Origin of the sequence: Streptomyces prunicolor NBRC 13075, assembly GCF_000367365.1 — a bacterium.
GTDB classification, from domain to species: Bacteria; Actinomycetota; Actinomycetes; order Streptomycetales; family Streptomycetaceae; genus Streptomyces; species Streptomyces prunicolor.
The window spans coordinates 184066-210061 of record NZ_BARF01000034.1 but is presented as its reverse complement, the minus strand read 5'-3'; the positions used below and the strand labels follow the sequence as shown (position 1 = coordinate 210061).

General features: G+C 70.7%; 25 protein-coding genes. 14 read left to right on the top strand and 11 right to left on the bottom strand.

Annotation, left to right across the window (positions count from 1 at the left end):
* Positions 1-51: 51 nt before the first annotated feature.
* Both SPR02S_RS16755 and SPR02S_RS16750 read left to right on the top strand, forming a co-directional pair.
* A complete protein-coding gene (locus SPR02S_RS16755; protein WP_019058138.1) occupies positions 52-1806 on the top strand; it encodes a hypothetical protein in 1755 nt (584 codons plus the stop codon).
* Between the two features lie 187 nt (positions 1807-1993).
* Positions 1994-3727: an LCP family protein gene (locus SPR02S_RS16750; protein ID WP_019058137.1), complete on the top strand. Its 1734-nt coding sequence runs from the start codon at positions 1994-1996 to the stop codon at positions 3725-3727.
* A gap of 6 nt (positions 3728-3733) precedes the next feature.
* Here SPR02S_RS16750 and SPR02S_RS16745 read toward each other — a convergent pair whose 3' ends face one another.
* The 7 genes from SPR02S_RS16745 to SPR02S_RS16715 are packed head-to-tail and all read right to left on the bottom strand — an operon-like array spanning position 3734 to position 10984.
* A complete protein-coding gene (locus SPR02S_RS16745) occupies positions 3734-4201 on the bottom strand; it encodes a DUF5990 family protein (protein WP_019058136.1) in 468 nt (155 codons plus the stop codon).
* A 34-nt stretch (positions 4202-4235) separates the two neighbouring features.
* Positions 4236-5216: an ABC transporter ATP-binding protein gene (locus tag SPR02S_RS16740; RefSeq protein ID WP_019058135.1), complete on the bottom strand. Its 981-nt coding sequence runs from the start codon at positions 5214-5216 to the stop codon at positions 4236-4238.
* Between the two features lie 23 nt (positions 5217-5239).
* Positions 5240-6310 (bottom strand): ABC transporter ATP-binding protein, encoded by a 1071-nt coding sequence (locus SPR02S_RS16735; protein WP_019058134.1) that lies wholly within the window; start codon positions 6308-6310, stop codon positions 5240-5242.
* Positions 6303-7271, bottom strand: coding sequence for an ABC transporter permease (locus SPR02S_RS16730; protein ID WP_019058133.1), 969 nt, complete (start codon positions 7269-7271; stop codon positions 6303-6305). Before SPR02S_RS16730 ends, SPR02S_RS16735 begins: the two co-directional genes overlap by 8 nt.
* A 5-nt stretch (positions 7272-7276) precedes the next feature.
* Positions 7277-8314: an ABC transporter permease gene (locus SPR02S_RS16725; RefSeq protein ID WP_052346990.1), complete on the bottom strand. Its 1038-nt coding sequence runs from the start codon at positions 8312-8314 to the stop codon at positions 7277-7279.
* Positions 8302-10029: an ABC transporter substrate-binding protein gene (locus SPR02S_RS16720; RefSeq protein ID WP_019058131.1), complete on the bottom strand. Its 1728-nt coding sequence runs from the start codon at positions 10027-10029 to the stop codon at positions 8302-8304. The genes SPR02S_RS16725 and SPR02S_RS16720 overlap by 13 nt, the downstream gene beginning before the upstream one ends.
* A 58-nt stretch (positions 10030-10087) precedes the next feature.
* A complete protein-coding gene (locus tag SPR02S_RS16715) occupies positions 10088-10984 on the bottom strand; it encodes a proline iminopeptidase-family hydrolase (protein ID WP_019058130.1) in 897 nt (298 codons plus the stop codon).
* Between the two features lie 299 nt (positions 10985-11283).
* Between SPR02S_RS16715 and SPR02S_RS55815 the strand changes: the two genes are divergently transcribed.
* Positions 11284-11985 carry a FadR/GntR family transcriptional regulator gene (locus SPR02S_RS55815; RefSeq protein WP_019058129.1) on the top strand — a complete coding sequence of 234 codons (702 nt, stop codon included), beginning with the start codon at positions 11284-11286 and terminating at the stop codon, positions 11983-11985.
* Here SPR02S_RS55815 and SPR02S_RS16705 read toward each other — a convergent pair.
* Positions 11982-12824 carry a PhzF family phenazine biosynthesis protein gene (locus SPR02S_RS16705; protein ID WP_019058128.1) on the bottom strand — a complete coding sequence of 281 codons (843 nt, stop codon included), beginning with the start codon at positions 12822-12824 and terminating at the stop codon, positions 11982-11984. The genes SPR02S_RS55815 and SPR02S_RS16705 overlap by 4 nt on opposite strands.
* Positions 12825-12900: 76 nt before the next feature.
* Between SPR02S_RS16705 and SPR02S_RS16700 the strand changes: the two genes are divergently transcribed.
* The 4 genes from SPR02S_RS16700 (at position 12901) to SPR02S_RS16685 (ending at position 15975) form a co-directional block, all read left to right on the top strand.
* On the top strand, positions 12901-13917 hold the full coding sequence (locus SPR02S_RS16700) for a permease (protein WP_019058127.1): 1017 nt from the start codon (positions 12901-12903) through the stop codon (positions 13915-13917).
* On the top strand, positions 13914-14660 hold the full coding sequence (locus SPR02S_RS16695; RefSeq protein WP_019058126.1) for a TIGR03943 family putative permease subunit: 747 nt from the start codon (positions 13914-13916) through the stop codon (positions 14658-14660). Before SPR02S_RS16700 ends, SPR02S_RS16695 begins: the two co-directional genes overlap by 4 nt.
* Before the next feature lie 216 nt (positions 14661-14876).
* Positions 14877-15329 carry a phospholipase gene (locus SPR02S_RS16690; RefSeq protein WP_019058125.1) on the top strand — a complete coding sequence of 151 codons (453 nt, stop codon included), beginning with the start codon at positions 14877-14879 and terminating at the stop codon, positions 15327-15329.
* A 55-nt stretch (positions 15330-15384) separates the two neighbouring features.
* Positions 15385-15975 carry a dihydrofolate reductase family protein gene (locus SPR02S_RS16685; protein WP_026150612.1) on the top strand — a complete coding sequence of 197 codons (591 nt, stop codon included), beginning with the start codon at positions 15385-15387 and terminating at the stop codon, positions 15973-15975.
* A gap of 49 nt (positions 15976-16024) precedes the next feature.
* Here the strand turns inward: SPR02S_RS16685 and SPR02S_RS16680 are convergent, their stop codons facing one another.
* Complete coding sequence (locus SPR02S_RS16680; RefSeq protein ID WP_019058123.1) at positions 16025-16813, bottom strand: DeoR/GlpR family DNA-binding transcription regulator; 789 nt, start codon at positions 16811-16813, stop codon at positions 16025-16027.
* A gap of 125 nt (positions 16814-16938) precedes the next feature.
* On the opposite strand from SPR02S_RS16680, the gene SPR02S_RS16675 reads away from it, so the two are divergent.
* A complete protein-coding gene (locus SPR02S_RS16675) occupies positions 16939-17820 on the top strand; it encodes an SIS domain-containing protein (RefSeq protein WP_019058122.1) in 882 nt (293 codons plus the stop codon).
* Positions 17821-17854: 34 nt separating this feature from the next.
* A complete protein-coding gene (locus tag SPR02S_RS16670; protein WP_019058121.1) occupies positions 17855-18721 on the top strand; it encodes a class II fructose-bisphosphate aldolase in 867 nt (288 codons plus the stop codon).
* On the opposite strand, the gene SPR02S_RS16665 is transcribed toward SPR02S_RS16670, so the two are convergent.
* Positions 18718-19851 carry a methyltransferase gene (locus SPR02S_RS16665; RefSeq protein ID WP_026150611.1) on the bottom strand — a complete coding sequence of 378 codons (1134 nt, stop codon included), beginning with the start codon at positions 19849-19851 and terminating at the stop codon, positions 18718-18720. The genes SPR02S_RS16670 and SPR02S_RS16665 overlap by 4 nt on opposite strands.
* 77 nt (positions 19852-19928) lie before the next feature.
* Between SPR02S_RS16665 and SPR02S_RS16660 the strand changes: the two genes are divergently transcribed.
* The 4 genes from SPR02S_RS16660 to SPR02S_RS16645 all read left to right on the top strand — a co-directional run bounded on the left by SPR02S_RS16660 (position 19929) and on the right by SPR02S_RS16645 (position 23449).
* Entirely contained in the window at positions 19929-20570 is a 642-nt protein-coding gene (locus SPR02S_RS16660) for an alpha-ketoglutarate-dependent dioxygenase AlkB family protein (RefSeq protein WP_019058119.1), read from the top strand.
* A 112-nt stretch (positions 20571-20682) separates the two neighbouring features.
* A complete protein-coding gene (locus tag SPR02S_RS16655) occupies positions 20683-21897 on the top strand; it encodes an ROK family protein (RefSeq protein WP_078622915.1) in 1215 nt (404 codons plus the stop codon).
* Between the two features lie 107 nt (positions 21898-22004).
* Positions 22005-22256 (top strand): NfeD C-terminal domain-containing protein, encoded by a 252-nt coding sequence (locus SPR02S_RS16650; RefSeq protein ID WP_019058117.1) that lies wholly within the window; start codon positions 22005-22007, stop codon positions 22254-22256.
* An 11-nt stretch (positions 22257-22267) separates the two neighbouring features.
* A complete protein-coding gene (locus tag SPR02S_RS16645) occupies positions 22268-23449 on the top strand; it encodes an SPFH domain-containing protein (protein ID WP_019058116.1) in 1182 nt (393 codons plus the stop codon).
* A gap of 120 nt (positions 23450-23569) precedes the next feature.
* Here the strand turns inward: SPR02S_RS16645 and ilvY are convergent, their stop codons facing one another.
* Positions 23570-24421, bottom strand: a complete 852-nt coding sequence (gene ilvY / locus SPR02S_RS16640) for an HTH-type transcriptional activator IlvY (RefSeq protein WP_019058115.1) — start codon at positions 24419-24421, stop codon at positions 23570-23572.
* An 88-nt stretch (positions 24422-24509) separates the two neighbouring features.
* Here ilvY and SPR02S_RS16635 point away from each other — a divergent pair, with 88 nt between their 5' ends.
* Complete coding sequence (locus SPR02S_RS16635; protein ID WP_019058114.1) at positions 24510-25979, top strand: ketol-acid reductoisomerase; 1470 nt, start codon at positions 24510-24512, stop codon at positions 25977-25979.
* The last annotated feature ends 17 nt before the right edge of the window (positions 25980-25996 follow it).

Below are 25996 nucleotides of genomic sequence, written 5' to 3'. Positions count from 1 at the left end.
GCCCCGGAGCGAACTGCCGACCGACGGGGACGGAGCGAGGAGAAGCACGCCATGGATGACGGTCCCCGTGCCGGCGGTGATCTCCGGTCGAGGCAGGGCGACGCGCCCGCCACGGCGGGGCCGCAGTGGGCCCGGCCGCTCACGACCGGACCCGAGGCGCCCCAGCAGCTGCACCGGGGGATGACGCTGATCGCCGCGATCAGCCTGTTCATCGGCACCCGTGACGCCTGGACCAGGGCGATGACCTCCCGTCCGGACGTCGCCGGGATCATCTCCGTCTGCTACGCCGGAATCCTGGTCGCGGGCGTCCTCGCCCTCACCACGCGCACCCGGCGCGCCCTGACCCGGGTGGACGCCGGCGTCCTGCTGCTCGCCGTCGTGCTGGTGCTGTGCGGCTACTGGCTCAACCACGCCGGCACCGACGAGGGCGTGCTCACCGCCCAGGCCGCGAGCCAGATCCTGCACGGACACCCCGTCTACGGCCAGCCCTGGCCGTGGCTCTTCGACTCCTCGTCCGTCGGCATCACCAAGACCATGTCGGGCGGCGCCGACTACACCTACGGCTATCCGCCGCTGACCGCGCTGCTCGCCGCCCCCGTCCACGCCGTGCTCCACTCGACGGCCGCCGCCACCCTCGTCACCACCGGCGCGCTGCTCGCGGGCGCCGTCCTGCTGTGGTGGCTGCTCCCGGCCCCCTGGCGCTCCGGCGCCACCGCCGTGTGCCTCGGCTTCGGCTTCCTGCCCGGCTACGCCTACTCCGGCTACCCCGCCGTCCTCGCCCTGGCCCTCCTCATCCCGGTGGTGGTCCGCTGGCCCGACACCGGAGCCGGCGGCCGGCTCGGCCTGTCCGGAGCGGCCCAGGCCCTCTGCCTCGGCGCGGCCTGCGCCACCCAGCAACTCGCCTGGTTCCTCACGCCGTTCCTCCTCATCGGCCTCTACACCGTCCGCCGCGGCGACCTCGGCCCCCGGCTGGCTCTCGGCGTCCTCGCCCGCTACACCGGCGTCGCCGCGCTCACCTGGGCCGCGATCAACGCCTACTTCGCCACCCAGGACTTCTCCACCTGGCTGCACGGCCTGCTGCTCCCGCTCACCCAGAAGGCGATCCTGCACGGCCAGGGCCTCATGGGCATCTCGTACTACTTCACCGCGGGCAGCAGGCACCTCGACTACTACTCCTACGGCAGCCAGCTGCTCCTGTTCGGCCTGCTCGCCGCCACGCTGCTCTTCGTACGACGGCTGGGCCCGGCGATCACCGTGCTGCCCTGGCTGAGCTTCTACCTGGCCACCCGGTCCCAGGACGGCTACTTCCTGATGATGACCCCGCTGTGGCTCGCGGCGGCGGCCACTGTCCCGGCCTCCGCGTTCGCCTCGGCCTGGCAGCCCCGCATCCCGTTCATGAGCGGCCACCGGGCCAAGGCCGTCCTCGCGGTGGCGCTCGTCACACCCGCCGTGGTGTGCGCGACGGTCGCCGCGGCCAGTGCGCCCCCGCTGCGGATGAACGTCACACCGAGCTTCGCGGAGCGGGCCGGCCACCGGGACCTCACCGGTCTCGCGGTCCGGGTCGTCAACATCACCGGCACCCGGCTCACCCCCCACTTCGCCAGCCGCCTCGGACAGGGCGCCTCCGACTGGTGGACCGCCTCCGGCGGCCCGGCGACCCTCGCCCCGCACGCCTCCGCGACGTACGTCGTGAAGCCGCCCGGAGGGGTCCGGCGGGTGCCGGGCGGGTCGCATCCCCGCTTCTACCTCATCGCCGTGACCGGTACCCCGATGACCATCACCACTGCACGGATTCCGATCAGTTGACCGAGTTTGACGTAAAAGGATATCCCGTAAATGAGAAAGGCCCTGCGGAGTTCTCATCTGAGATTGTTATATTGCGCAACCACGCAAGAGAGGCGGCAACCCCGCCTCGCCCGACCCGACACGGCCGCGCGCCCCTGGCCGCAGCATCGAACGGCCTGAACGGCCCGACCGTACGTGGGAGTGCCAGATGACCGACCTCGGGGACGGCCCCGTGGGACACGCCACGCGCAGCCGCACACGAGGGGTGCCCAGACCGCGTGCGGGGGAAGCGGACGAGCCGCTGCCCACCGGCGGCCGGGCCGCCTCCCGCGCCGCGGCCCGGCAGGCCCCGCGCGGCGGATCCCGCGCGCGCGGCCGCACCGCCTCACGCCGCCGCGTCAAGCAAGCTCCGCGCGGCAGGCGGGTGTTGAAGTTCAGCGCGATATCCCTGTCGGTCGTGATCATGGCGACCGCGGGTGTCGGCTGGTGGTTCTACGAGCACCTGAACGGCAACATCAACAGCGTCGCGATCGACGACGGCGCGGGCGGCAAGGAGAAGGCCGACGCCTTCGGCCGGACGCCGATCAACCTCCTGGTGATGGGCAGCGACGCCCGGTCCAGCGCGACCGACTGCAAGCTCGGCGGCGGCTGCTCGACCACCGGAGTGCAGTCCGGGAACGGCAACGCGGACGTCGAGATGGTGGTGCACATCTCCGCCGACCGTTCGAACGCCACCGTGATGAGCATCCCGCGCGACACCATGACCCAGGTCCCCGCCTGCAAGGACACGGACAGCGGCCAGTCGACGGGCGGCTACTACGGCCAGATCAACAGCGCGCTGCAGTACGGCCAGGAGTGCCAGGTCAAGACCGTGCACGCGCTCACCGGCATCACCATCGACCACTTCGTGCAGATGGACTTCTCCGGCGTGGTGAAGATGTCCGACGCGGTCGGCGGCGTCTCGGTGTGCGTGAACGCCGACGTCTACGACACCTACTCGCACCTGAAGCTCGCCAAGGGCACCCACACTCTCAAGGGCACCGCGGCGCTCGAGTTCGTCCGCTCCCGGCACGGCTTCGGCGACGGCAGCGACCTGGGCCGTACCGTCTCCCAGCACCTCTTCCTCAGCGCGATGATCCGCAAGTTCAAGAGCGCCGGCACGCTCACCGACCCCACGGCGGTCTACAACCTCGCCGACGCCGCCACCAAGGCGCTCACCGTGGACACGGGCCTCGGCACCGTCAAGAAGCTCATCGGGCTCGCCGCGGACCTCGACAAGGTCCCCACGAAGCGCATGACGTTCACCACCATGCAGACCGGCGCCGACCCGAACAACGCCGACCGGGTCATACCCGCGACGGCGGCGAAGAGCCTGTTCGCGACCATCGCCAACGACCAGTCGCTGACCACCTCCTCCGGGAAGAAGTCCTCGGCGGCCACCGCGACCGCCACGGCGGCGGCCGTACCCGCCGCGCAGATCGCCGTGACGGTGGAGAACGGCACCAGCATCAGCGGGCGCGCCTCCACGGTCGCGACCTCCTTGATAAACGGCGGCTTCAGTTCCGACACCACGACCGGCAACGCCGGCGTCAGCGCGACCACGACCACCCTCACCTACGGCTCCGGACAGAAGGCCCAGGCCCAGACGGTGGCGAGCGCGCTCGGCCTCGCCTCCTCGCACCTCAAGCAGGGCACCGGCACCGGCCTGACCGTGGTCATCGGCACGGACTGGCCCAGCGGTACGACCTACCCCGGCGCCACCTCGTCCCCGGCCCCCGCGGACACCAAGGCGGCCACCTCCAACGCCCAGGCCTCGACCGCCGACCAGGCGAAGTCCTGCGCCAAGGTCAGCACGTACAAGACGGTCAGCCTGAACGGCGTCGCGATGACCCCGACCCAGGCGTACCGGCTGGCGACGAACAAGAAGGACTCGGCGTCCTGACCGGCGCTATACGACGCTCTCGGCGGTCCAGGTGATGTGCGGGGGATCCACCCGCGCGCACAACGGGCCGCCGTTCGCGTCGGTCAGCCCGAGCCGCCCGACCAGCAGCCCGTTGGACGCGGCGGCGGCCAGGACGTCCTCGGGCACCGAGTCGAGCATGAGCTTGGCGCGCCGGAACATGGTGAAGACACCGGCCGCGTCGACCGTCCCCCACGACAGATAGACGAACCGCAGACCCATCCGGTGCTGCACATAGGGGCCGGTGACCACGACGCCGTCCGGCGTGGCCTCCGCCGTGCACTCCAGCGTCCAGGTCGCGGACGCGGCATCCCCCGGCCGCGGGCCGAGGAGTTCGGCCGGCCGGTCCCGGCGCTGCACGGCGACATGGACGTCGTCGTACGTCGAGAAGGGCTTGTCGGCGGGGGCGGGGAAGGTACGGCCGGGCAGGTCGACGGCGTCGATGCGGAGGTGCATACGGGCCATCATGCAGGGTCCGCCCTCCGTCCCCTCAGTCGACCAAGGGGAAGTGGCAGGCGGTGTGCCGTCCCGACGCGGTCACCGTCAGCCGGGGCCGCTCCACGGCACAGCGCTCCCGCGCGTACGGGCACCGAGTCCGGAACGGGCACCCCGTCGGCTTGTCCACCGGGTTGGGCACCTCACCGGAGAGCACGATCCGCTCCCGGGCGACCTCATCGGTGACCGTGCCGTCGTCGATGTCCGGTACGGCCGACAGCAGTGCCTGCGTGTACGGATGAGCCGGCTCCTTGTACAGGGCCTCCGTCTCGCCGAGTTCGACGATCTCACCGAGATACATGACCGCGATCCGGTCCGACACATGCCGGACCACCCCGAGGTCGTGCGCGATGAACACGTAGGTGAGCGCGAACTCCTCCTGCAGATCGGCGAACAGGTTCAACACCTGCGCCTGGATGGACACATCGAGCGCGGACACCGGTTCGTCCGCGACGATCAGCTTCGGGTTGGTCGCCAACGCCCGCGCGATCCCGATGCGTTGCCGCTGCCCACCGGAGAACTCGTGCGGATACCGGTCCAGATGAGCCGTCGCCAGCCCTACGACATCGAAGAGCTCGGCGACCCGACGGCGCACGGCGGCCCCGTCGCCGTACCGGTGCACGAGCAGCGGCTCCGCCACGATGTCCCCGGCGCGACGGCGGGGGTTGAGTGAGGCCTGCGGGTCCTGGAACACCAGTTGCATGCCCGGTCGTACGGGACGCAGTCGCCGCGTGGACAGTGTGCTGATGTCCCGGCCGTCGAACTCGACCCGCCCGCCGGTGAGTTCGGTGAGCCGGACCAGACAGCGGCCGAGCGTGGACTTGCCGCAGCCCGACTCGCCGACGATGCCGAGCGTTTCCCCGCCGCGCACCTCCAACGACACACCGTCCACGGCACGGAGTACTTTGCGGTGCCGGGAGAGCCCGTCCGCACGCAGGGGATAGTGCTTGGTGACGTCCGAGGCGCGCAGCAGCACCTCTGCCGATGTTGTTGACGCGCTCACGGTGTCGCCTCTCGTTCCAGGTCCGGTACGTCCGTCGCCGCCGACCGGGAGGTCAGGCGCAGCGAGGCGCGGTCGTCGTCGGGCAGCCAGCAGGCGTCGCGGTGCGCGTCGGCACCGGCGCCGACGTCGGCGCCGGTCGAGCCGATCGACAGCACCGGCCGCTCCTCGCACCGTTCGTGCCGCAACCGGCACCGGGGCGCGAACGCGCACCCTTCCGGCAGGCTCCCCGGCGCGACCGGCATCCCCGCGATGGTGGGCAGCCGCCGCAGCCGGGGACCGCCGACGCGCGGCACCGAGTCGAGCAGCCCCCACGTATACGGGTGCCGCGGTCCGTGGAACACCGCCCGGCGCGGACCCTCCTCGGCCGCCCGGCCGCCGTACATCACCAGGACCCGGTCGGCGATCTGCGAGATCACGCCCATGTCGTGGGTGATGAGGACGACGGCCGAACCCTGCGCGTTCAACTCCCGCATCAGATCCAGGATTTGGGCCTGGACCGTCACGTCCAGCGCCGTGGTCGGCTCGTCGGCGATCAGCAGTGCGGGGCCGCAGGACAGGGCCATCGCGATGACCGCGCGCTGGCGCATGCCGCCGGAGAACTCGTGCGGGTAGGCGTTCGCGCGCGAGGCCGCGTCGGGGATGCCGACGTCGGAGAGCAGGCTGACGGCACGGGCGTGCGCCGCCTTGCGGGACACCTTCTCGTGCGCCCGGATCTGCTCGGCGATCTGCCAGCCCACCGTGTACACCGGGGTCAGCGCGGTCATCGGATCCTGGAAGACCATGGCGATCTCCCGGCCCCGTACCGCGCGCATCTCCTTGTCGGGGAGGGCGAGCAAGTCCCGGCCACGGAACCGGACTGCGCCCTCGACGGTGGCGTTCGGACTGGTCAGCAGGCGCAGTACGGCGAGCATCGAGACGCTCTTGCCGGACCCGGACTCGCCCACCACGCCCAGGATCTCACCGGGTGACACGGAGAAGGACAGGCCGTCGACGACGGTGACGGAGCCTCGGCGGGTGCGGAAGGACACCCTCAAGTCACGTACGTCCAGCAGGGGTTGGTCAGGCATGGCGGGCCCTCGGGTCGAGTCGGGCGTACAGGATGTCCACCAGGGCGTTGGCGAGGACCACGAAGAACGCCGCGTACAGGACGGTGCCCATGATCACGGGCAGGTCCAGGTTCTGGAGGGCGTCGAAGGTGAGCTTGCCGATGCCGGGGAGGCCGAAGACGACCTCGGTGAGCAGCGCGGCGCCGCCCACGAGCGCGCCGAAGTCCAGGCCGAACAGCGACACGATCGGGATCAGCGAGCAGCGCAGGGCGTGCCGGATCAGGATGCGCCGCTCGGAGAGGCCCTTGGCGCGTGCGGTGCGGACGTAGTCCTCGTTCAGCGCGGTGACGACCTCGCCGCGCAGCAGCCGGGCGTAGATCCCGGCGTACAGCAGCGCGAGGGTCAGCCAGGGGAAGAGCAGGTGCAGGGCCCACTGGCCGGGGTCGTGGCTGAGGTCGACGTAGCCCGGTGGTGGCACCCAGGAGAAGACCGAACTGTGCAGCTGCTTCTGGGTGATGAGGTTGACGACCTCGCCGAGCCAGTAGGCAGGCAGTGAGACCCCGACCACGCCGACGAGCATGATCAGCGGGTCGGCCGCCTTGCCGCGCAGGGCCGCCGCGGCCGTGCCCATGATGATGCCGGCGGCCATCCAGATCAGCGCGGCGCCGATGACGAGCGACAGGGTCACCGGGGTGGCCTGCACGATCTGCGGGATGACGCGGGAGCCGCGGTTGACGAACGACTCCAGGTCACGGTCGATCAGCAGGTGCCGCATCATCAGCAAGTAGCGGATCGGCATGGGGCGGTCGAGGCCGAAGGAGTGCCGGACCTGGGCGAGCGTGGCCGGGTCGGCGTTGCGGCCCGCGATACGGGCGGCGGGGTCGACTCCCGGTGTGGCGAAGAAGATCAGGAAGACCAGCACACTGATCGCGAACATCACCAGCAGGGCGGACGCGAAGCGTTTGACGATGAACCGGAGCATCGGAGTCACACCCCTCCGCGCAGCCGGGCGCCCGGGTCGAGCGCGTCGCGCACGCCGTCGCCGAGGACGTTGAGGGCCGCCGTGGTCAGCGCGATCAGCAGGCCGGGCGCGATCGTCACGGCGGGGCGGGTGTAGAGCAGCCCGAGTCCGTCCTCGATGATCGTGCCCCAACTGGCGTCCGGCGGCTGGACACCGACCGACAGGAAGGACAGCGCCGACTCAGTGAGCATGGCGAGCGCGGTCATCAGCGGGACGAACACGATCGCCGTCGGCAGCACGTTCGGCAGTACTTCGCGGCGCAGGATGCGCACGGTCGGCGCCCCGGAGCCGATGGCCGCCTGGATGTACTCCTTGTTGCGCAGCACCAGCACCTGACCGCGCAACGGCCTTGCGATGTACGGCACATAGATCGCCGCGATGATCGCGACGGGCAGCCAGAGACTCCCCGCCTCGACGGTGAGCGGTCCGAGGTGGAGCCCGTCGGTGAGCAGGACGACCGAGAGGCAGATCGCCAGCAGGTACACGGGAAACGCCCAAATGACGTCCAGGACACGGGAGATGACGGCGTCGACGACACCGCCCGCGTACCCGGCGACGACGCCGACGACCGTGCCGAGGGCACAGGTGAGCAGCGCCGCCGTGAACCCGATGAACAGGCTCGTGCGGCCGCCGTAGAGCAGGCGGGCCATGACGTCGCGGCCCTGGTTGTCGGCTCCGAGGAAGTAGTGGGCGGGGTCCCAGGTCGGGCCGATCGGGGTGACGCCGAGGCCGAGGCCGGTGCTGCTCGGGGTGAGCACCGGCACGGTCTTCCCGTCGGCGACCGTGGAGCCGGAGACGTGGGACTGGAAAGGGTCGGTGTGGGCGACGTGGTGCGCGTACAGCGGTGCGCACAGGGTCGCCAGGACGACGAGGAAGAGGACGACGGCCGCGGCCAGCGCCGACCTGTTGTGCAGCAGGTCGGCGCCGGCCGTCCGCCAGGGGCCCGGCGGGCGCCGGGCCTCGACGGTGGCCAACTCGGGTGCGGCGGTGCTCACTTGACCCATGTCTGGCCGACGAGCATGTAGAACTGCTTGCTGAACTGGTAGTTGCCCAGGCGCTTCGACGTGAAGTCGATGATCTTCGGGTTGATCAGCGGGACGACCGGCGACTGCTGCATGATCGACTGGTCGATCGCGCCCCACTGCTTGTTCGCCGCCGTCGGGTCGGTCTGCGCGGTCTTCAGCGCGGTCTGCATCTTCGCGTCGGTGCCCTTGTCGCAGAAGCCGGAGATGTTGATGCTGGAGTCGCTGCCGGGGTGGAACGCGGCGCAGGAGAACAGCACGTTGAGGAAGTCCGAGGCCGCCGGATAGTCCTGGTACCAGGATGTCAGGGCGAGTTGGACCTTGTTCTTCGTGTTCTGGATGTAGGTGAACTGGATGTTCGCCGACAGCGGCTTGAGCGTCGCCTTGTAGCCGAGCTGGGTGAGCAGGCTCTGCAGGTACTGCCCGATGGACTTGTTGACGTCGTCGTCCTGCACGACGATGCCGACCGCCTGCCCCGCCGTACCGGACTTCTTCACCAGCGCCTTGGCCTTGGCCAGGTCGGCGGCCGTCCAGGTCTTGCCGCCGCCCTTGGTGTAGTCGCACGAGTCGACGTGCCCGGGGAAGCCCGGCGGCAGGATCGTGCACGCGGGGGAGGCGAGGTTGGTGCCGCCGTACAGCCGCACCACGGCCGACCGGTCCACGGCGTAGTTGATGGCCTGGCGCGCCAACTTGTTGTTGAACGGGGCCGAGTTGACGTTCAGCGTCGCGTACCAGAACGCGGTCAGCGGGTTCACATGCGCCTGGGACGTGTACTTGGTGCCGATCTCGTTGAGCCGGTCGGCGGGCGGCGGGTCGAACATCCAGTCCGCCTCGCCGTTCTCGACGGCGGTCACCTCGGACTCGACGGTCTGTCCGAAGGTGTAGTCGATCTGGTCCGGATAACCCTGCGGCTCCGCCTCTCGCGACCACTCCTTGAAGTGCGGGTTGCGCACCAGCTTCAGCTCACGGTTCGGGTCGTACGAGGCCGCCATGTAGGGCCCGGTCGTCGGCAGCGGCTTTGTGCCCGCGTCCTTCGTCGGCGAGTCCTTCGGCACGATGCTGGCGTGCGGGACGGCCAGCTTGTACGGGAACTCCGAGTCCGGCGCGGTGAGGTTGATGGTGACCGTGTTCGCGGTCGCGTCGCCGGTCACGCCGCCCTTGAGGGTGCAGGACGCGGGCGTCTTCAGGCAGGCGGTGGCGCCGACGATGCCGTTGTAGAACGTGCCCGCGGTGGGGCTGGAGACCTTGAAGATGCGCTGGAAGGACGCCACCACGTCGTCGGTGGTCAGCGCCTTGCCGTTGGAGAAGGTGATGCCCTTGCGGAGCGTGAAGGTGTACGTCTTCCCGCCGTTGGTGACCTTCGGCATCGCCGCGGCCAGGTCCGGGACGACCGTGAACGACTCCTGGCCGCCGACCTTCTTGAACGACAGCAGTCCGTCGTACATCGACTGGTACAACTGCCAGTACTGGAGCGTGTAGTTGACCTGCGGGTCGAGGCTGCCCGCCGCCGCGTGGGCGACCAGCTTCAGCGTGCCGCCCTTGTGCTGCGGCTGGAACGCGACGGAGCCGGCCGTCGTCGAGGACGACGACGTGGTCGGGTCGGAGGAGCCGCTGTCGGAGGACGAACAGGCGGCGGTGGTCAGGGCGAGGGCGACGGTGGCGGCGGCGAACGCGCCTCGTCTCGTACTGCGGGACATCCAGGGAACTCCCGTCGGGGGAAGGGGTGTTGGGGCGACCGGGTGATCAGTGGGGTGATCAGTCGGTGGAGTCGAGGAAGGTGCCCACGACCTGGAGGTAGAGCTCCTCCTCCTCGACGTGCGGCATATGGCTGGAGTGCTCGAACATGTGCCAGCGCACGTCGGGGATGTGGTCGGCGAACGGGCGCAGGGTCTCGGGAGTCGCCTCGTCGTACCGGCCGGACACCAGCAGGGTCGGTGCCTCGACCAGATGCAGCCGGTCGATCACGGACCAGTCCTTCATGGTGCCGACGACATGGAACTCGTTCGGCCCGTTCATCGTGTGGTACACGGTCGGATCGGCCGCGATGTTCTCCCAAGTCGCCTGCACCTCGGGCGGGTTGGGGTTCAGCCGGCACACATGGCGTTCGTTGAAGACCTGCTCGGCGGCGAGGTAGTCGGGGTGGTCGGTGGTCCCGGCCGCCTCGTGGGCGAGCAGGGTCCGCTGGACGCCGGGCGGGAGCTGGGCGCGCAGTTCGGCCGCCGCCGCGAGCCACAGCTCCATGGACGCGGGGGAGTTGGCGATGACCAGACCGCGCAGCCCGGCCGGCCGGCGTACCGCGTGCTCGGCGGCGAGCATGCCGCCCCAGGACTGACCGAGGAGGTGGTAGGCATCGGCGATGCCCAACTCCTTGAGGAGAGTGTCGAGCTCGTCGAGGAAGAGCTGGACGGTCCAGAAGTCGGCGCCCTCGTCGGGCAGATGGGTGGACAGCCCGGTGCCGAGCTGGTCGTAGTGCACCACCTGGCGGCCCTGTTCGGCGATGCCCGCGATGCTGAGCGTGTAGTTGTGACCGGCGCCGGGTCCGCCGTGCAGGACGACCAGGGGTGTCCTGCCGGACTCGCCGGTGATCCGGTACCAGGTCGAATGGCCGTTGAAGTCGACGGTGCCGGTGTGATTCGGTTCGGGAATCGCCACGCGAGGGCCTCCCAGACGGGCCGGACGCGAACCGGCCTGTGGCGGAAATGGAAAAGGAAGTGACGGATGGCTGTGATGGTGATTGGGTAAAAGGTCAGCGCACAAGACCTTTTAGCGGGGGCTGGGCAAGACGTAACGGCGCGTTCACGTGGCCCGCCCGCGTTTACAGAAGCGGCATTGAAGGGGGAGGACAGCTGACATCCGTACCTGAGGCATCCGAAGCGGGCGACGAGTTCTCACGCGTCCTCGATCGCGTCCTCCTCGGCGGCTCCCCGTCCTCCGCGCTGCGCCCGGTCCGGGTGGCCTCTGCGGTCGACGAGGTCTCCGACCGGCTGCTCACCGCGATCGCTGTCGGCGACTTCCTGCCGGGCGAACGGCTGCCGGCCGAGCGTGAGCTCACCGGCCTGCTCCGGGTCAGCCGCCCGACCGTGCGCGAGGCGGTCGCCCGGCTCCAGGCCGTGGGCGTGGTCGAGATCCGGCGCGGGCGCAACGGCGGGACCTACGTCCGCGACAGCTGGACCGAGTCGACGGCCGCCGCGGTCCGGCACACGCTGCTGCCCCGCTGGGAGGAGTTCGAGCAGCTCTTCGACCTGCGCGGCCTGGTCGAGGGCATGGTCGCCGCGACGGCCGCCCGACGCCGTAGCGCCAAGGACCTCGAACCCATGCGGGACGCCCTGTCCGCCTACCTCTCCGCGAGCACCCAGCGCGACGCGCACACCGCGGACAGTGCCTTCCACAGGGCCGTCCGCGAGGCCACGGGCAACCCCCAGATCGTCATGCTCAGCCAGGACCTGCTGGCCCGCATCAGCCTCGGCTTCCCCGTCGAACCCTGGGGCAAGGGCGAACAGACCCACTTCCATCAGGGCGGCGAGGACCACAAGGCCCTCTACGAGGCCATCGCGGCGGGAGAACCGGAACGCGCCGAGGAGATCGCCCGGGGCCACTTCACCATCAGCGCCGACCTGATCCGGGACGTACTGGAACGGGTCAGGGCCCGCTAGCCGGTCAACTCCCGTACGGCATCGCCGACTTCGGCGACACCGCCCACCCGCAGCACGGGCCGCGCGCTCGCCGTGATCGTGGCCGGGCTGCCGAGCGAGTCGCCCATGTCGACGGCGATCTCGGTGACACCCCGGCCGGCCAGGTCGGCGGCGAGACACGCGGTGCTGTTGGCGTTCGCGATGTCCTCCGGGACACCGATCGACGGCGCGAACATCCGCGCCGCGATCCGCCCGGCGGACGTCGGCACCGAGTAGACGTAGCAGCCGAGGAGTCCGAACCGGTCGCAGGCCGCGCGCAGAGTCTCGAAGTCCGGGGCCAGCGCGGCGAGTTCGGAGCGCGAGGAGACCGGGACGAGCAGACGTGCCCGCCCGACCGAGGCCACCCGGGCACCCGCGGCGAGCGCGCCCGGGGTGACGCCCAGCGTGGGCAGGACGAGCGCGTACTCGTCCGCGGTCGGCTCGCGCAACGCGACGGGACCCGGCTCGAAGACGGCACGGAACCGCGCCCCCTCCCGTACGGCCCGGCCCGCGAACGAACGCCCGGCGGCGCGCAGGACGCCCTGGTACTCCGAGCCACCGGCCCGTGCCGCGAGGAAGGCCAGGGCGGCGACCGTGCCGTGACCGCACGCGGGCAGCTCGCCCCCGGCGGTGAAGAAGCGGAGCGACACCTCGGACCCGCGCACCGACACGAACACGGCGTGCGAGGTCCCCGCCAGCACCGGCACCCGGCACCGCTCGTCGTCGTTCAACGGCGTCTCGTCCAGTACCGCAGTGGGACTCCCGCCGGTGCCTTCACGCAGACACGCGCGGACGATGCTGACGGACAGTCGGCTGATCACACGAGAACCGTACTATCTTCTGTCACAACATCAGACATTCGGAGCAAATATGCCAAAAACGGATGAGCTGCTTGATGTGACGGAGACAGCGATCCCGGCCGCCGTCCATCCACCCGAGCGACGGCGCCGCGCTGTTCGCAGACCCCCGCCCACGACAGCGTTCGCCCTCGCGCTCGGCCTGGCGGCGGCCGTCCTCGCCCTGTCGGGCACGCCATGGCTCAACGACCCCGCCGTGGCGGCCTGGCGGACCGTCTGCCTGGCCATCACAGTGCAGGCGCTGCCCTTCCTCCTCCTGGGCACCGCCCTGTCCGGAGCCATCAACGCCTTCGTCCCGGCAGACCTGTTCACCAAGGTGCTGCCCAAGCGGGCCGCGCTCGCCGTACCTGTCGCGGGCATCGCGGGCGTGGTCCTGCCGGGCTGCGAATGCGCGTCCGTGCCGGTCGCGAACAGCCTGATCCGCCGGGGCGTCACCCCGGCCGCCGCCTTCGCGTTCCTGCTCTCGGCGCCCGCGATCAACCCGATCGTGCTGACCGCCACCGCCGTCGCCTTCCCGGGCAGCCCCGCCATGGTGCTGGCCCGGCTCCTCGCCTCGCTCGCCACCGCCGCCGTCATGGGCTGGCTCTGGCTCTGGCTGGGGCGTGAGGAGTGGCTGCGGCCCGTCGTACGGCACACCGGACACCAGTCGGGGCACAGCCGCTTCACCGAGTTCCGGCTCGGCTTCCAGCACGACTTCCTGCATGCCGGCGGCTTCCTCGTCCTCGGTGCCATGGCCGCGGCCACCTTCAACGTGACCGTCCCGCGCTCCGTCCTCGACACCTTCTCCGGCTCGCCCTGGCTGTCCGTGCTCTTCCTGGCCGCGCTCGCCGTCGTCCTCGCGGTCTGCTCCGAGGCCGACGCTTTTGTAGCGGCCTCACTCACAGGCTTCTCGCCCACTGCCCGGCTGGCTTTCATGGTGGTCGGCCCCATGGTGGACCTGAAGCTGATCGCCCTTCAGGCGGGCACCTTCGGCCGGGCGTTCGCGGTGCGTTTCTCCACCGCGACCACCGTCGTGGCCGTGGCCGCCAGCGTCCTGATCGGAGGCGCCCTGCTGTGAAGCGCACCGCCCAAGTACCGCTCCTGGTCCTGACCGGCCTGGGCCTGCTGCACACCGCCCTCTTCACCGACCTCTACCTGCGCTACGTCAAGGAGGGCCTGCGCCCGCTCCTGATCATCTCCGGCGCCCTCCTCCTGCTCCTGGGCCTGGCCCACGCGGCACTCGACCGCGGCACGGCGGACGAGGAGAAGCACGACCACGGCCACGGGCATGACCACGGCCACGACCACTCCACCGCCCCGCGCATCGCCTGGCTGCTCTTCCTCCCCGCGCTCAGCCTCCTCTTCTACGCCCCACCCGCCCTCGGCGCCTACACGGCGTCCCACGCGGGCAGCGAGGCCGTCAAGCAGCAGAAGCGGTTCGCCGCACTGCCCGCCACCTCACCCCTGCCGATGACCCTCACGGACTTCACCACCCGGGTCCAGCAGGACAAGGAGCTGGCCATCAAGGGTCGAAGCGTCGAGATGACCGGGTTCGCCACGCCGGTCCGGGGCGGCGGCTGGGACCTGACCCGCATCATCTTCACCTGCTGCGCGGCGGACGCCCAGACGGTCAAGGTCCACATGTACGGCACCCCGGCCCCGCCCGCGAACACCTGGCTGGCCGTCACCGGAACCTGGCACACACAGGGCGCACTCGGCACGCGAACCGCGGCGGCGGCCCTCGACGTCCACGGCACCCGGAACATCGCCCAACCGGTCAACGCCTTCACGGACGACCTGCCCCTGACGCCGTCGTCCTGAGACCTTCCTCGGAAGGTGAACTCCGCCCGGCAGCAGGGGTGTTGCGTGTCCCCTCTGCCGGTCTCTCCCATGAGGTTCATGTCCCGAACTCCTGGCATATCCGAGAGTTAACGGGTCATTGGGGCACATGCAGTGTGAAGGCATGGTCGACGTGTAAATCATCTTGTCATGGACCTGCGATCCGACGGGCGGATCGCGGTCCCATGGAGGTGTTGAATGCACCGCAGACTCGCCACCGGTCTCGCCGCCTCAACTCTGGCTCTGGTAGCCGTCGTCGCCACCGCGACAGCCGCCACCGCCGCCCCCGCCGACAAGCCTCAAGTCCTCTCCGGCTGGACCCAGACCAGCGCATCGAGCTACAACCTCTGGGTCGCGGCCCGCGCCAACCAAACCGCCTGGTCCGCCTACGCGTTCGACTGGTCCACCGACTACTGCTCCGACTCGCCCGACAACCCCTTCGGCTTCCCCTTCGCCACCTCCTGCGCCCGCCACGACTTCGGCTACCGCAACTACAAGGCCGCCAACGCCTTCAGCGCCAACAAGTCGCGGCTCGACAGCGCCTTCTACGACGACCTCAAGCGGGTCTGCGCCGGTTACAGCAGCGCCGTCGCGACCACCTGCAACAGCACGGCCTGGACGTACTACCAGGCCGTCAAGGCCTTCGGCTGACGGATCGCACACCGCTCAGGCGATGAGTCCGGGCGGCGCGGACGGTCTACCCGACATGACTGACAAGGTGATCTCAGGAATGTCCATGTCCCTGGACGGCTTCATCACCGCCCCGGACGACACCCGCGCCAACCCCCTCGGCGTCGGCGGCGAACGCCTGCACCGCTGGGTCCAGGAAATGGACGACGCCGACGCCAAGGTCCTCGCCGAGATGGCCGACGGCGTCGGCGCCGTCCTCATGGGCCGGCACTCCTACGACGTGTGCGAAGGCGAGGGCGGCTGGGGCGACGGAGGGCCGGTGGGAAAGGTCCCCTGTGTCGTGCTCACCCACCACGCCCCCGATCCGGCGGACGTCGTCGCCCCCGACGTGTTCACCTTCGTCACCGACGGCATCGAGTCCGCGGTGGCCCGCGCCAAGCAGACCGCCGCCGGCGGGGACGTCGGGGTCCATGGTGCGAGCGTCGCCCAACATGCCCTGAACGCCGGCCTGTTGGACGAGGTGCACATCATGCTCGTCCCCGTGCTGCTGGGCGCGGGCAAGCGGCTCTTCGACCACCTCGGCGGTCCCGTCGAACTCCGCCGGCTCTGGACACGCGAGTCGCCGGACATCACCCACCTGCGCTTCGAAGTCCTGACCAAGCATTGAGGCAGATATTGAGCAAGCACCGATCGGGTGTCCGGGGCGGGGCGGGCCGTCACACGGCGACGACCCGCACCCCCGCCTCCTCGAACCGCCGCACCATGTCCGCCCCCACCCCCGCATCCGTCACCAGCGTGTTCACGGACTCCACCGAGCAGATCCGGGCGAACGCCCGCTGCCCGAGCTTGCTGGAGTCGGCCGCGACGATCACGCGCTCGGCGCGCTCGCACAGCAGCCGGTTGATCGCCGCCTCCGCCTCGTCGTGGGCCGCCGCGCCGTGCGTCACGTCGAAGGCGACCACACCGAGCACCGCCACATCGACGGTGATCTGCGAGAGCACCCCGTCCGCGAGCGGCCCGACGAGTTCGTACGACTGCGGTCGCGCGACCCCGCCGGTCAGCACGATCTTGAACTGGGGCCGTACGGCAAGCTCGTTGGCGATGTTGAGCGCGTTGGTCACGATGGTCAGCGCCGGTGATCCGGAGGCTCCGGAGGTGAGGTCGCCGCGTACGGCCAGGGCGCGGGCCACCTCCGTGGTCGTCGTACCGCCGGTCAGGCCCACCGCCTCACCCGGCGCGACGAGTTCGGCGACCGCCTTGGCGATCCGCTGCTTCTCGGAGGCGTGCCGGGCGGTCTTGTAGCGCAACGGCAGTTCGTACGACACCCCGTGCACGACCGCGCCGCCCCGGGTGCGCACCAGCATCTGCTGCTCGGCGAGTTGGTCGAAGTCACGGCGGATCGTCGCGGCCGACACCGCGAGGTCGACAGCCGCTTCCTCGACGTCGAGCCGGCCGCGCTCGACGAGCAGCTCCAGCAGCGCCTTCCAGCGGGCGTCGCGCGACATCCGCACTCTCCGTTCCTCGATTCTCCGGCGACCCTAGCGCACACCATCCTCACCGAATTTGCTTGATTGTGCTCGAAACCTCGCTATATCTTGCAGGAACAAGCATCAGCGGGGAGGGGTACGGCATGACCTATGTCGAGGACGAGCTGAACAGTCAGCCCGAGTGCTGGATACGCGCCGCGGCGGAGGCGCGCCGATACCGGGAGGTGCTCCCGGCCCTGGGGGAGCGGGTCGCGATCGTCGGCTGCGGAACCTCGTACTTCATGGCCCAGGCGATCGCCACCCTGCGCGAGGGAACAGGCCAGGGCGAGACCGACGCCTTCGCCGCCTCGGAGTTCCCGCACGGTCGGACGTACGACCGCGTCCTCGCCCTCACCCGCTCCGGCACCACCACCGAAGTGCTGCAACTCCTGCGGGAGTTGAAGGGCCACACCCGCACCACCGCGATCACCGCCGACCCGCACACGCCCGTCATGACGGCCGCCGACGAGGTGGTCGTGCTCGACTTCGCCGACGAACGCTCCGTCGTGCAGACCCGGTTCGCGACCACCGCGGTCACCCTGCTCCGCGCCCACCTCGGCCTGCACACCGACGCCGTGGTCGCCGACGCCCGCACCGCGCTCGTCGCCGAACTGCCCCAACAGCTCGTCGCCTGCACCCAGTTCACCTTTCTCGGCCGCGGCTGGACGGTCGGCCTCGCCAACGAGGCCGGGCTGAAGATGCGCGAGGCCTCCCTGTCCTGGACCGAGGCCTACCCGGCGATGGAGTACCGGCACGGCCCGATCAGCATCACCACCCACGGCACCGCCACCTGGATGCTCGGCGAGGCGCCCGAGGGACTCGCCCAACAGGTGGGCGCCACCGGCGGGTTGTGGATCGAGGGCGGCCTCGACCCGCTCGCCGAACTCGTCCGCGCCCAGCGCCTCGCGGTCGCCGTCGCCGCCCACCGCGACCTGGACCCCGACCGCCCGCGCCACCTCACCCGCTCGGTGATCCTCGCCCCCTGAAGCCCCGGTACTCCAGGACTGGAAAGGAAAGGCCGTGCCCCTCGTCACCACCGGCGAGCTTGTCACCAGCGCCGCCACGGCCCGCTCCGCGGTCGCCGCCTTCAACATCATCACCCTGGAACACGTCGAGGCCGTCATCGCCGGCGCCGAGTCCGCGACCGCCCCCGTCGTCCTCCAAGTCAGCGAGAACGCCGTCAAGTTCCGCTACGGCCGCCTCCTCCCGCTCGCCCGTGCGGCCGTCGCCGCCGCCGAACGGGCCGCCGTACCCGTCGCGTTGCACCTCGACCACGTCCAGAGCGACGAGCTGCTACGACAGGCACGCGACGGCGGATTCAGCTCCGTCATGTACGACGCGGCCCGCCTGCCCTACGCCGAGAACCTCGCCGCGACCCGCACCGCCGCCGACTGGGCCCACTCCCAAGGCCTGTGGATCGAGGCCGAGTTGGGAGAGGTCGGCGGCAAGAACGGCGAGCCGCCCCTCGACGCCCACGCACCCGGCGCCCGCACCGACCCCGCCGAGGCCCGCGCCTTCGTCGCCGACTCCGGCGTGGACGCACTCGCCGTGGCCATCGGCAGCACGCACGCCATGACCACCCGTACCGCCACCCTCGACCACGACCTCCTCAAGCGGCTCACCGCGGCCCTGGACGTCCCCCTCGTCCTGCACGGCTCCTCGGGAGTCCCCGACGACGAACTGACCGCGGCCGTCGCCGGCGGCATCACCAAGGTCAACGTGGGCACGGCCCTCAACCAGGCGATGACCGGCGCGATCCGCGCGTTCCTCGCCGAACACCCCGAGGCTGTCGACTCCCGCAAGTACCTGAGCGTGGGGCGGGAGGCCATGGCGGAAGCGGTGGCCCGGATCATCGGCGTACTCGCCGGAGACGGACGGTCGGGCTAGCGCTTGACGGCCTTCAGCACCACGAACTTCGCGTCGCTGGCGACCAGTTGACTGTTGCCGAAGAGCCGCTTCAGCTTCACGTGGTACGCGAGATGCCGGTTGCCGATCACCCACAGCTCGCCGCCCGGCCGCAGCGCGCGCCGCGCCCCGGAGAACATCCGCCAGGCCGTCGCGTCGGTCGTCGCCTGGTGGGAGTGGAACGGCGGATTGTTGAGCACGAGGTCCACGCTGTCGGCAGGCACCCCGACCAGCCCGTCCCCGACCCTGAACTCGGCCTGCCCCGGAACGCCGTTCGCCTTGTACGTGGCCTCCGCCGAGGCGACGGCCTGGAACGACTCGTCCACGAACAGGACTTCGGCCTCCGGATCGGCCAACGACACCGCCGTACCCACGACACCGTTGCCGCACCCGAGGTCAACCACCTTGCCGAGCCCACGACTTGAGGGCAGATGCTGGAGGAGGAAACGGGTGCCGATGTCGAGGCGCTCGGCGCAGAACACACCCGCGTGATTGACCACGGTCCGCCCCGACACCACGCCGATGCCGTCGGGCAGGGCGTAACTGTGCGGCCAGGGGTTGGTGCCACGCGCTGCCGACGACCGTGGCGTGCAGAAGATCAGCCGGGCCTTCTTCTCGGCCAGCGAGGTCCGGGTCGGGCCGAGGATCCGCTCGAACAGCTTCAGCGTCGAGGTGTGGATCTCCTTCGCCATCCCGGTACCGACGACGACGGTGTCGGCGTGCACCGCGGGCGCCAGCCGCAGCAGCTGGTCCTCCAGCAGCGCGAGGCTCTTGGGCACCCGGACCAGCAGCACGTCGACCCGCTCGGGCGGCGGATCCTGGGTGGTGAGCAGCCGTACGGAATCCGCGTCGACCTCACCCCGGGCGAGGTTCGCCTTGGTCGCCTCCTGCGTGAGGAACGAGTCCGTGATCTGCACCGGACCGTGCTCCGCGAGGGCCGTGGCCAGGGCGCCCCAGCGGTCGCCCACGATCACCACCGTGCCGGACAGCGGGGTGTCCTGTTCCGCCAGATGCCGCAGAAGGTATTCGTCGGAGGCGTCCCAGGCACGCAACTGGTCGCGCGGGTCCTCGGGGAAGCGGGCCAGGGCGCGCTCGCCCCACGGAGTCGTCATTCGGTCGATATGGTCGTCCATCGTGCGCCAAGGCTAACCGAGTGCCAGCTCATGGCCGGTCGGGGCAGGATGGGGCCATGGACGCCGAGCTGTTTCCGAGAGTTCGTACGGAGATCACGCCGGGCGCGGTGCAGGTGCCGGACTGGCTCTCCCCGGACCGCCAGCGCGACCTCCTGACGGCCTGCCGCGAGTGGGCCCGGCCGCCCGCCGGCCTGCGCACGGTCCGCACCCCCGGCGGCGGCACGATGACCGCCCGACAGGTGTGCCTGGGCTGGCACTGGTACCCGTACGCCTACTCCCGCACGACGACCGACGGCGACGGCACCCCGGTGAAACCCTTCCCGACCTGGCTCGACGACCTCGCGCAGCGGGCGGTCACCGACGCACTGGGGGCGCCGACGGCGTCGTACGACATCGCCCTGATCAATTTCTACGACGGCGACGCCCGCATGGGCATGCACCGCGACGCCGACGAGCGTTCCGACGCCCCCGTGGTCTCCCTCAGCCTCGGCGACACCTGCGTCTTCCGCTTCGGCAACACCCAGACCCGCACGAGGCCGTACACGGACGTCGAGTTGAGGAGCGGCGACTTGTTCGTGTTCGGGGGCGCGTCGAGGCTGGCGTATCACGGGGTGCCGAGGGTGTACGAGGGCACGGGGCCGGGGGAGTTGGGGCTACGGGGAAGGCTTAACGTGACGCTGAGAGTGAGTGGCTTCTGAGCGGGCGTTGCTTTTCAGGGGCGCGGGGAACTGCGCGACCAGCCCCCACCGGCCGTCACTGTGACCACGACCCCCACCGGCTCGCTCTACGGATCATGGGAGACTCCCCCTCATGAGCGGCGAAGGGACAACCTCAAGGGCACGACTGGACCGGGGCCGCGGAGCGCTCGGCCCCGCCCTGGAGCTCGTGCACACCGGCCGTGCCCCCACCCGCGCCGTACTCACCGCCGAACTCGGGGTGACCCGCGCGACGGCCGGCGCGGTGGCCGCCGAGCTGGAGGCCCTGGGCCTGATCAGGGTCGACGCAAGGCCCGGCGCGGCAGCCGGTTCACAGGGACGCCCCTCGCACCGACTCGCGCTCGCCGAGGACGGACCCGTAGTCCTCGCAGCCCAGGTACACGCAGACGGCTTCCGCGCCGCACTGGTCGGACTCGGCGGCCAGATCGTCGCGACCGCGCCCGGCTGCGAGGCCGTGGACGCAGACCCGGCGAAGGTGCTCGGTTCGGTCGTCGAGGCCGGTGCCGATCTGTTGCGTGAGACCGGCCGGCGGTGCGTCGGTGCCGGGCTCGCCGTACCGTCCGCCGTGGCCGAGCCCGAAGGACTGGCGCTCAACCCCCTCCACCTGGCCTGGCCCGCAGGCGCGCCGGTGCGGCGGATCTTCGCCGAGTGCGTGCGCGCGGCCGGCCTCACCGGTCCCGCGTTCGCGGGCAACGACGTCAACCTCGCCGCGCTCGCCGAGCACCGGCACGGCGCGGGACGCGGCGCCCGGGACCTGCTGTGCGTGGCGACCGGACACCGGGGTGTGGGCGGCGCGCTGGTGCTCGACGGGCGTCTGCACACCGGGAGTTCGGGCCTCGCGCTCGAAGTCGGGCACCTCACCGTCAACCCCGAAGGGCGCCCCTGCTACTGCGGCAGCCGCGGCTGTCTCGACGTCGAGGCCGACCCGCTCGCCTTCCTCACGGCCGCCGGTCGTGAGCCCGGCCCCGAGGTGTCCCTGCTCCAGGAGTCCAACGAGCTGATCCGCCACCACTACGACGACCCGACCGTCCGGAAGGCCACCGAAGCGCTCATCGACCGGCTCGGGCTGGGGCTCGCGGGCCTGGTGAACATCCTCAACCCCGACCGGATCATCCTCGGCGGACTGCACCGCAGCCTCCTGGACGCCGACCCGGACCGGCTGCGCGCGGTCGTCGCCGACCGGAGTCTGTGGGGGCAGAGCGGAGGCGTGCCGATCCTCGCCTGCACCCTCGACCACAACAGCCTGGTCGGGGCAGCCGAGTTGGCGTGGCAGCCGGTGCTCGACGATCCGCTGGCGGCCCTGTCCTGATCTTGAGGACGGTGTCCGGAAGAAGGAATCGACGAGCCCGTTGGGAGCCGGGGCAGAGTAGGTCTATCGTCGGAAACCTAAGGCCAGAGGATGGAGGGCGGCGTGTGATGCCGCAGGATGAGCCCGTGATCGGATGCACGGGGCAGGTGATCATCGCGACCCGCGGAAGCGCGGGCCCCGGCGAGATCCTGGTGCGCGTCCGAGGCGGCTCCGAGACCTTCCTCGCCTGGTCGGACGATCCTCTGCCCACGGGGGCGACCGTACTCGTGATCGAGTCGCGAGGAAGTCGTGAGGTCCACGTCATCAAGTGGGTGGATCCATTGGACGCGCTGGGCGGGGACCCCGCCGGCGCTGAGTGAGGAGTACCAGAATGTTCGGTTACCGCGTTCCCGCCCCCGATGAGGCGATGCTGATCTCGGGTGGCAGGCGGGGACTGGGGGGCGCGCCGTTCCGAGTGGTCACGGGGCACGGAAAGTTCGTGCTGCCGGTCTTCCGCAAGACCCGCTTCCTCACGCTGTCGATGTGCGAGGCCGAGGTCACCGAGACCTGTGTGACCAGGCAGGGCATCGCGCTGCACGTCCGCGCCGTGATCGCGTTCAAGGTCGGCAACGACACCGAGAGCATCATCAACGCGGGCCAGCGCTTCCTCTCCGACCAGGACCAGATGTCGGTCCTGACCGGCCGGATCTTCGCCGGTCACCTGCGGTCCATCATCGGCTCGATGACGGTCGAGGAGATCGTCACGGAGCGGCAGAAGCTCGCCGCCGAGGTTCTCGACACGTCAAAGGTCGAGATGGCGAAGATCGGCCTGATCGTGGACTCGCTGCAGATCCAGTCGATCGACGACGGCGAGGTCGGCTACATCGAGGCCATGTCCGCGCCGCACAAGGCGGCCATCCAGCGGCAGGCCCAGATCGCCCAGGCCCAGGCCACCCAGGCCTCCGTCGAGGCGGAGCAGGTCGCGGCCCGCAACCAGGCCGAGTACGCCCGGCAGACCGCGGTCGTCAAGGCCGAGTACTCGGCCGAGGTCGACCGCGCCCAGGCGCAGGCCGCGCAGGCCGGACCGCTCGCGCAGGCCCACGCCCAGCAGGAAGTGCTCGCCGCGCAGACCGAACTGGCCCAGCGCCAGGCCGAGTTGCGCCAGCAGCAGCTGGTCGCCGAGATCGTCAAGCCGGCCGAGGCCGAGGCCCAGCGGATCAAGCTGCTCGCCATCGCCGAGGCGGACCGGATGAAGATCCAGGCCGAGGCGGCGGCGTCGTACGACCGCGTCGCGCTCGACCGGATGCTGATCGACCAGCTTCCGCAGATCGTCAAGGAAGCGGCGGGGGGTCTTGCGGGGGCCAACGTCAACGTTCTCAACGGGGCGGACGGGCTTGGCGAGATCGCCGCGGGGCTTGTCTCGCAGGGGCTGACGATTCTGGACTCGGTGCGGGGGAATCTGAGCGGGGCGGACCCCGACGGGCGTCGGCCCGGTGACGAGGTCAAGAATCTGCTCCAGTTGCAGGCGAAGAAGGACGAGAAGAAGAACGACGGGCCGGTTGACCTGGACTAGGCGCTCCGCTGGGAGTAGCGGGGCGTGCGTCGTCGGTTTGCTGCGGCGCCCGTTGTGGCTGGGCGCGCCCGCGCGGCGGTAGCCGCAAATCAAATACAGCCCTGCGCCCCTTTGGGGCGCCTATGGCGCCGTCAGGCTCCACAGGGCTGCCACCAGTGGGCGGCGCAGGTCCGCTCGTCGTACGCAGAGCCCGATCGGGAACGGCTCCGGTGGTGGGTCCGCCGGGATCACCGTCAGCCGTTCCCGTACGGCGCTGTTGTCCAGGACGAGGCGGGGTACCACTCCCGTCCCGCAGCCCAGGGCGACCAGGGTCAGCAGGCCTTCGTGGCCGTCCGGTTCGCAGGCCACGTCGGGTGTCGTGCCCCGGGTGCGGAACCAGCGGTCGGCAGCCTCGCGGACCAGGCCCCGGTGCGGGAGGACGAACGGGCCGTCGAGACCCGGGTCGGGACGGTCGCGCGCGGTGACCAGGACCAGTTCGGTCACCGTGACCGTCCGGCTGACCAGGGGTTCCGGCAGCCGGGGTGGGATGCCCGCGACCGCCACGTCGGCCTCGCCCTCGTCGAGGCGGGCCAGCGCCGCCGCCGCGTCGCCGGTGCGCAGATCGAGCCGTACCTGCGGATGCGCGGCCCGGAACGGCGCCAACAGGTCGGGCAGCAGGGCCTGGCAGGCGGTCACCGTGGCGAACAGGGTGAGACGGCCGGTGAGTTCGGCCGGGTCGGGATGCTCCTCGCGGTAGGTGCGCCACAACTCCAGTGCCTGGACGGCGTATTCACGGAAGCGGTGCCCCTCCGCGGTGAGGGAGACCCCGCGCGCACCGCGGTCGAAGAGCCGGTGTCCGAGGCCGGCCTCCAGCCGCTGCACGGTCCGGGTGAGCGTCGCCGGACTGACATGGCAGTCGAGACTGGTCCGCCCGAAGTTCAGCGTCTGCGCCAGATGCAGGAAAAGCCGCAGTTCCCGATGGTCGTCCCGCATACCGTGACCTGGCCCTTTCGCTTTGCGCAACAGGCCGCTGCGTAAGTTGCGCTTGCTGCAACACTTGCCCGGAGCCTACAACTCGACCATGACCTCGACCACGTACACCTCCGCCGTCTTCGCCCTCGAAACGATGGACGTGCCCGGCGGCACGGAGACCATCCTGCGCGGCGGCCGGCACCTCTTCCCGCTGCTCCCCGAGGCCTTCGCCGGCGTCCGCCGCATCGGCGTCATCGGCTGGGGCCCGCAGGGCCGCGCCCAGGCCCGCAACCTGCGCGACTCCCTCGCCGGTACGGACATCCGGGTGAGTGTCGGGCTGCGTCCTGGCTCGGCATCGGTGGCGGACGCCCGCGCGCACGGCTTCACCGAGGAGGACGGCACGCTCGGCGACTGGCTCGCGGTCACCGCCGACAGCGACCTGGTGATCCTGCTGATCGCGGACGCCGCCCTCGCCGCCCATCACGAGGAGATCTTCGCGGCGTTGCAGCCCGGCGCGACCATCGGCCTCTCGCACGGCTTCCTGCTCGGTCATCTCCGGGCTACCGGTGGGGAGTTCCCGCCCGGACACGGAGTCATCGCCGTCTGCCCCAAGGGCATGGGCGACTCCGTGCGCCGGCTCTACGAGCAGGGCGCCGAGATCAACGGCGCCGGTATCAACAGCAGTTACGCCGTCCACGCCGACCCCGACGGCAAGGCCACCGACCGCGCGCTCGGCTGGTCGGTCGCGCTGGGCTCGCCGTACACCTTCCGCACCACCCTGGAGAGCGAGTACCGCTCCGACATCGTGGGCGAACGCGCCATCCTGCTCGGCGCCGTCCACGGCATCGTCGAGAGCCTGTTCACGCGCTACCGCCTGACCGGCGACGACGCGGTGACCGCGTACGAGCGCTCCTGCGAGAACGTCACCGGCCCGATCGCCCGCACCATCTCCCAGGCCGGACTCCGCGCCGTCCGCGAGGAGTTGGACCCGGCCGGACGGGAGGTCTTCGACCGCGTGTACTCGGCGACCTACGGTCCCGCCCGCGAGATCGTCGCCGAGATCTACGACGAGGTCGCCGACGGCACCGAGCTGCGCAGCGTGGTTCTTGCCGAACGGTGGCTCGGGGCGCGGGAGATGAGCGGGATCGGCGGTTCCCCGATGTGGGCCGTAGGAGCTGAGGTGCGGGCGCGCCGGGCCGAACGGGCCCTGCCCGTCGATCCGTTCACCGCCGGGGTGTTCGTGGCGACGATGACCGCCCAGGTCGACGAGTTCGCCGAGCGCGGCCACCCCTGGTCCGAGATCGTCAACGAGTCCGTCATCGAGGCGGTCGACTCCCTGCTGCCCTACATGCACGCACGGGACGTGGCCTACATGGTCGACAACTGCTCCCGCACGGCCCGCCTGGGCGCCCGCCGTTGGGGCCCCCGCTTCCAGGCGGCCTACGAGCAGATCGCCTACCCGGCATCCGGACTCCCGGCGGACGAAGCCCTGTTGGAGGCCTTCGACGGCCATCCCATGCATGAGGCCCTGGCCGCTGCGGCGAAACTGCGGCCGTCCGTGGACATCTCGGTGGCCTAGCTCAGCGGTCTGGCCTC

Bases quoted from the DNA above. Each gene is read 5' to 3' on its own strand.
- SPR02S_RS16755 (WP_019058138.1), top strand. From the start codon at position 52: ATGGATGACGGTCCCCGTGCCGGCGGTGATCTCCGGTCGAGGCAGGGC.
- SPR02S_RS16750 (WP_019058137.1), top strand. From the start codon at position 1,994: ATGACCGACCTCGGGGACGGCCCCGTGGGACACGCCACGCGCAGCCGC.
- SPR02S_RS16745 (WP_019058136.1), bottom strand. From the start codon at position 4,201: ATGCACCTCCGCATCGACGCCGTCGACCTGCCCGGCCGTACCTTCCCC.
- SPR02S_RS16735 (WP_019058134.1), bottom strand. From the start codon at position 6,310: ATGCCTGACCAACCCCTGCTGGACGTACGTGACTTGAGGGTGTCCTTC.
- SPR02S_RS16730 (WP_019058133.1), bottom strand. From the start codon at position 7,271: ATGCTCCGGTTCATCGTCAAACGCTTCGCGTCCGCCCTGCTGGTGATG.
- SPR02S_RS16725 (WP_052346990.1), bottom strand. From the start codon at position 8,314: ATGGGTCAAGTGAGCACCGCCGCACCCGAGTTGGCCACCGTCGAGGCC.
- SPR02S_RS16720 (WP_019058131.1), bottom strand. From the start codon at position 10,029: ATGTCCCGCAGTACGAGACGAGGCGCGTTCGCCGCCGCCACCGTCGCC.
- SPR02S_RS16690 (WP_019058125.1), top strand. From the start codon at position 14,877: ATGCACCGCAGACTCGCCACCGGTCTCGCCGCCTCAACTCTGGCTCTG.
- SPR02S_RS16685 (WP_026150612.1), top strand. From the start codon at position 15,385: ATGACTGACAAGGTGATCTCAGGAATGTCCATGTCCCTGGACGGCTTC.
- SPR02S_RS16680 (WP_019058123.1), bottom strand. From the start codon at position 16,813: ATGTCGCGCGACGCCCGCTGGAAGGCGCTGCTGGAGCTGCTCGTCGAG.
- SPR02S_RS16675 (WP_019058122.1), top strand. From the start codon at position 16,939: ATGACCTATGTCGAGGACGAGCTGAACAGTCAGCCCGAGTGCTGGATA.
- SPR02S_RS16665 (WP_026150611.1), bottom strand. From the start codon at position 19,851: ATGACGACTCCGTGGGGCGAGCGCGCCCTGGCCCGCTTCCCCGAGGAC.
- SPR02S_RS16660 (WP_019058119.1), top strand. From the start codon at position 19,929: ATGGACGCCGAGCTGTTTCCGAGAGTTCGTACGGAGATCACGCCGGGC.
- SPR02S_RS16655 (WP_078622915.1), top strand. From the start codon at position 20,683: ATGAGCGGCGAAGGGACAACCTCAAGGGCACGACTGGACCGGGGCCGC.
- SPR02S_RS16650 (WP_019058117.1), top strand. From the start codon at position 22,005: ATGCCGCAGGATGAGCCCGTGATCGGATGCACGGGGCAGGTGATCATC.
- SPR02S_RS16645 (WP_019058116.1), top strand. From the start codon at position 22,268: ATGTTCGGTTACCGCGTTCCCGCCCCCGATGAGGCGATGCTGATCTCG.
- ilvY (WP_019058115.1), bottom strand. From the start codon at position 24,421: ATGCGGGACGACCATCGGGAACTGCGGCTTTTCCTGCATCTGGCGCAG.
- SPR02S_RS16635 (WP_019058114.1), top strand. From the start codon at position 24,510: ATGACCTCGACCACGTACACCTCCGCCGTCTTCGCCCTCGAAACGATG.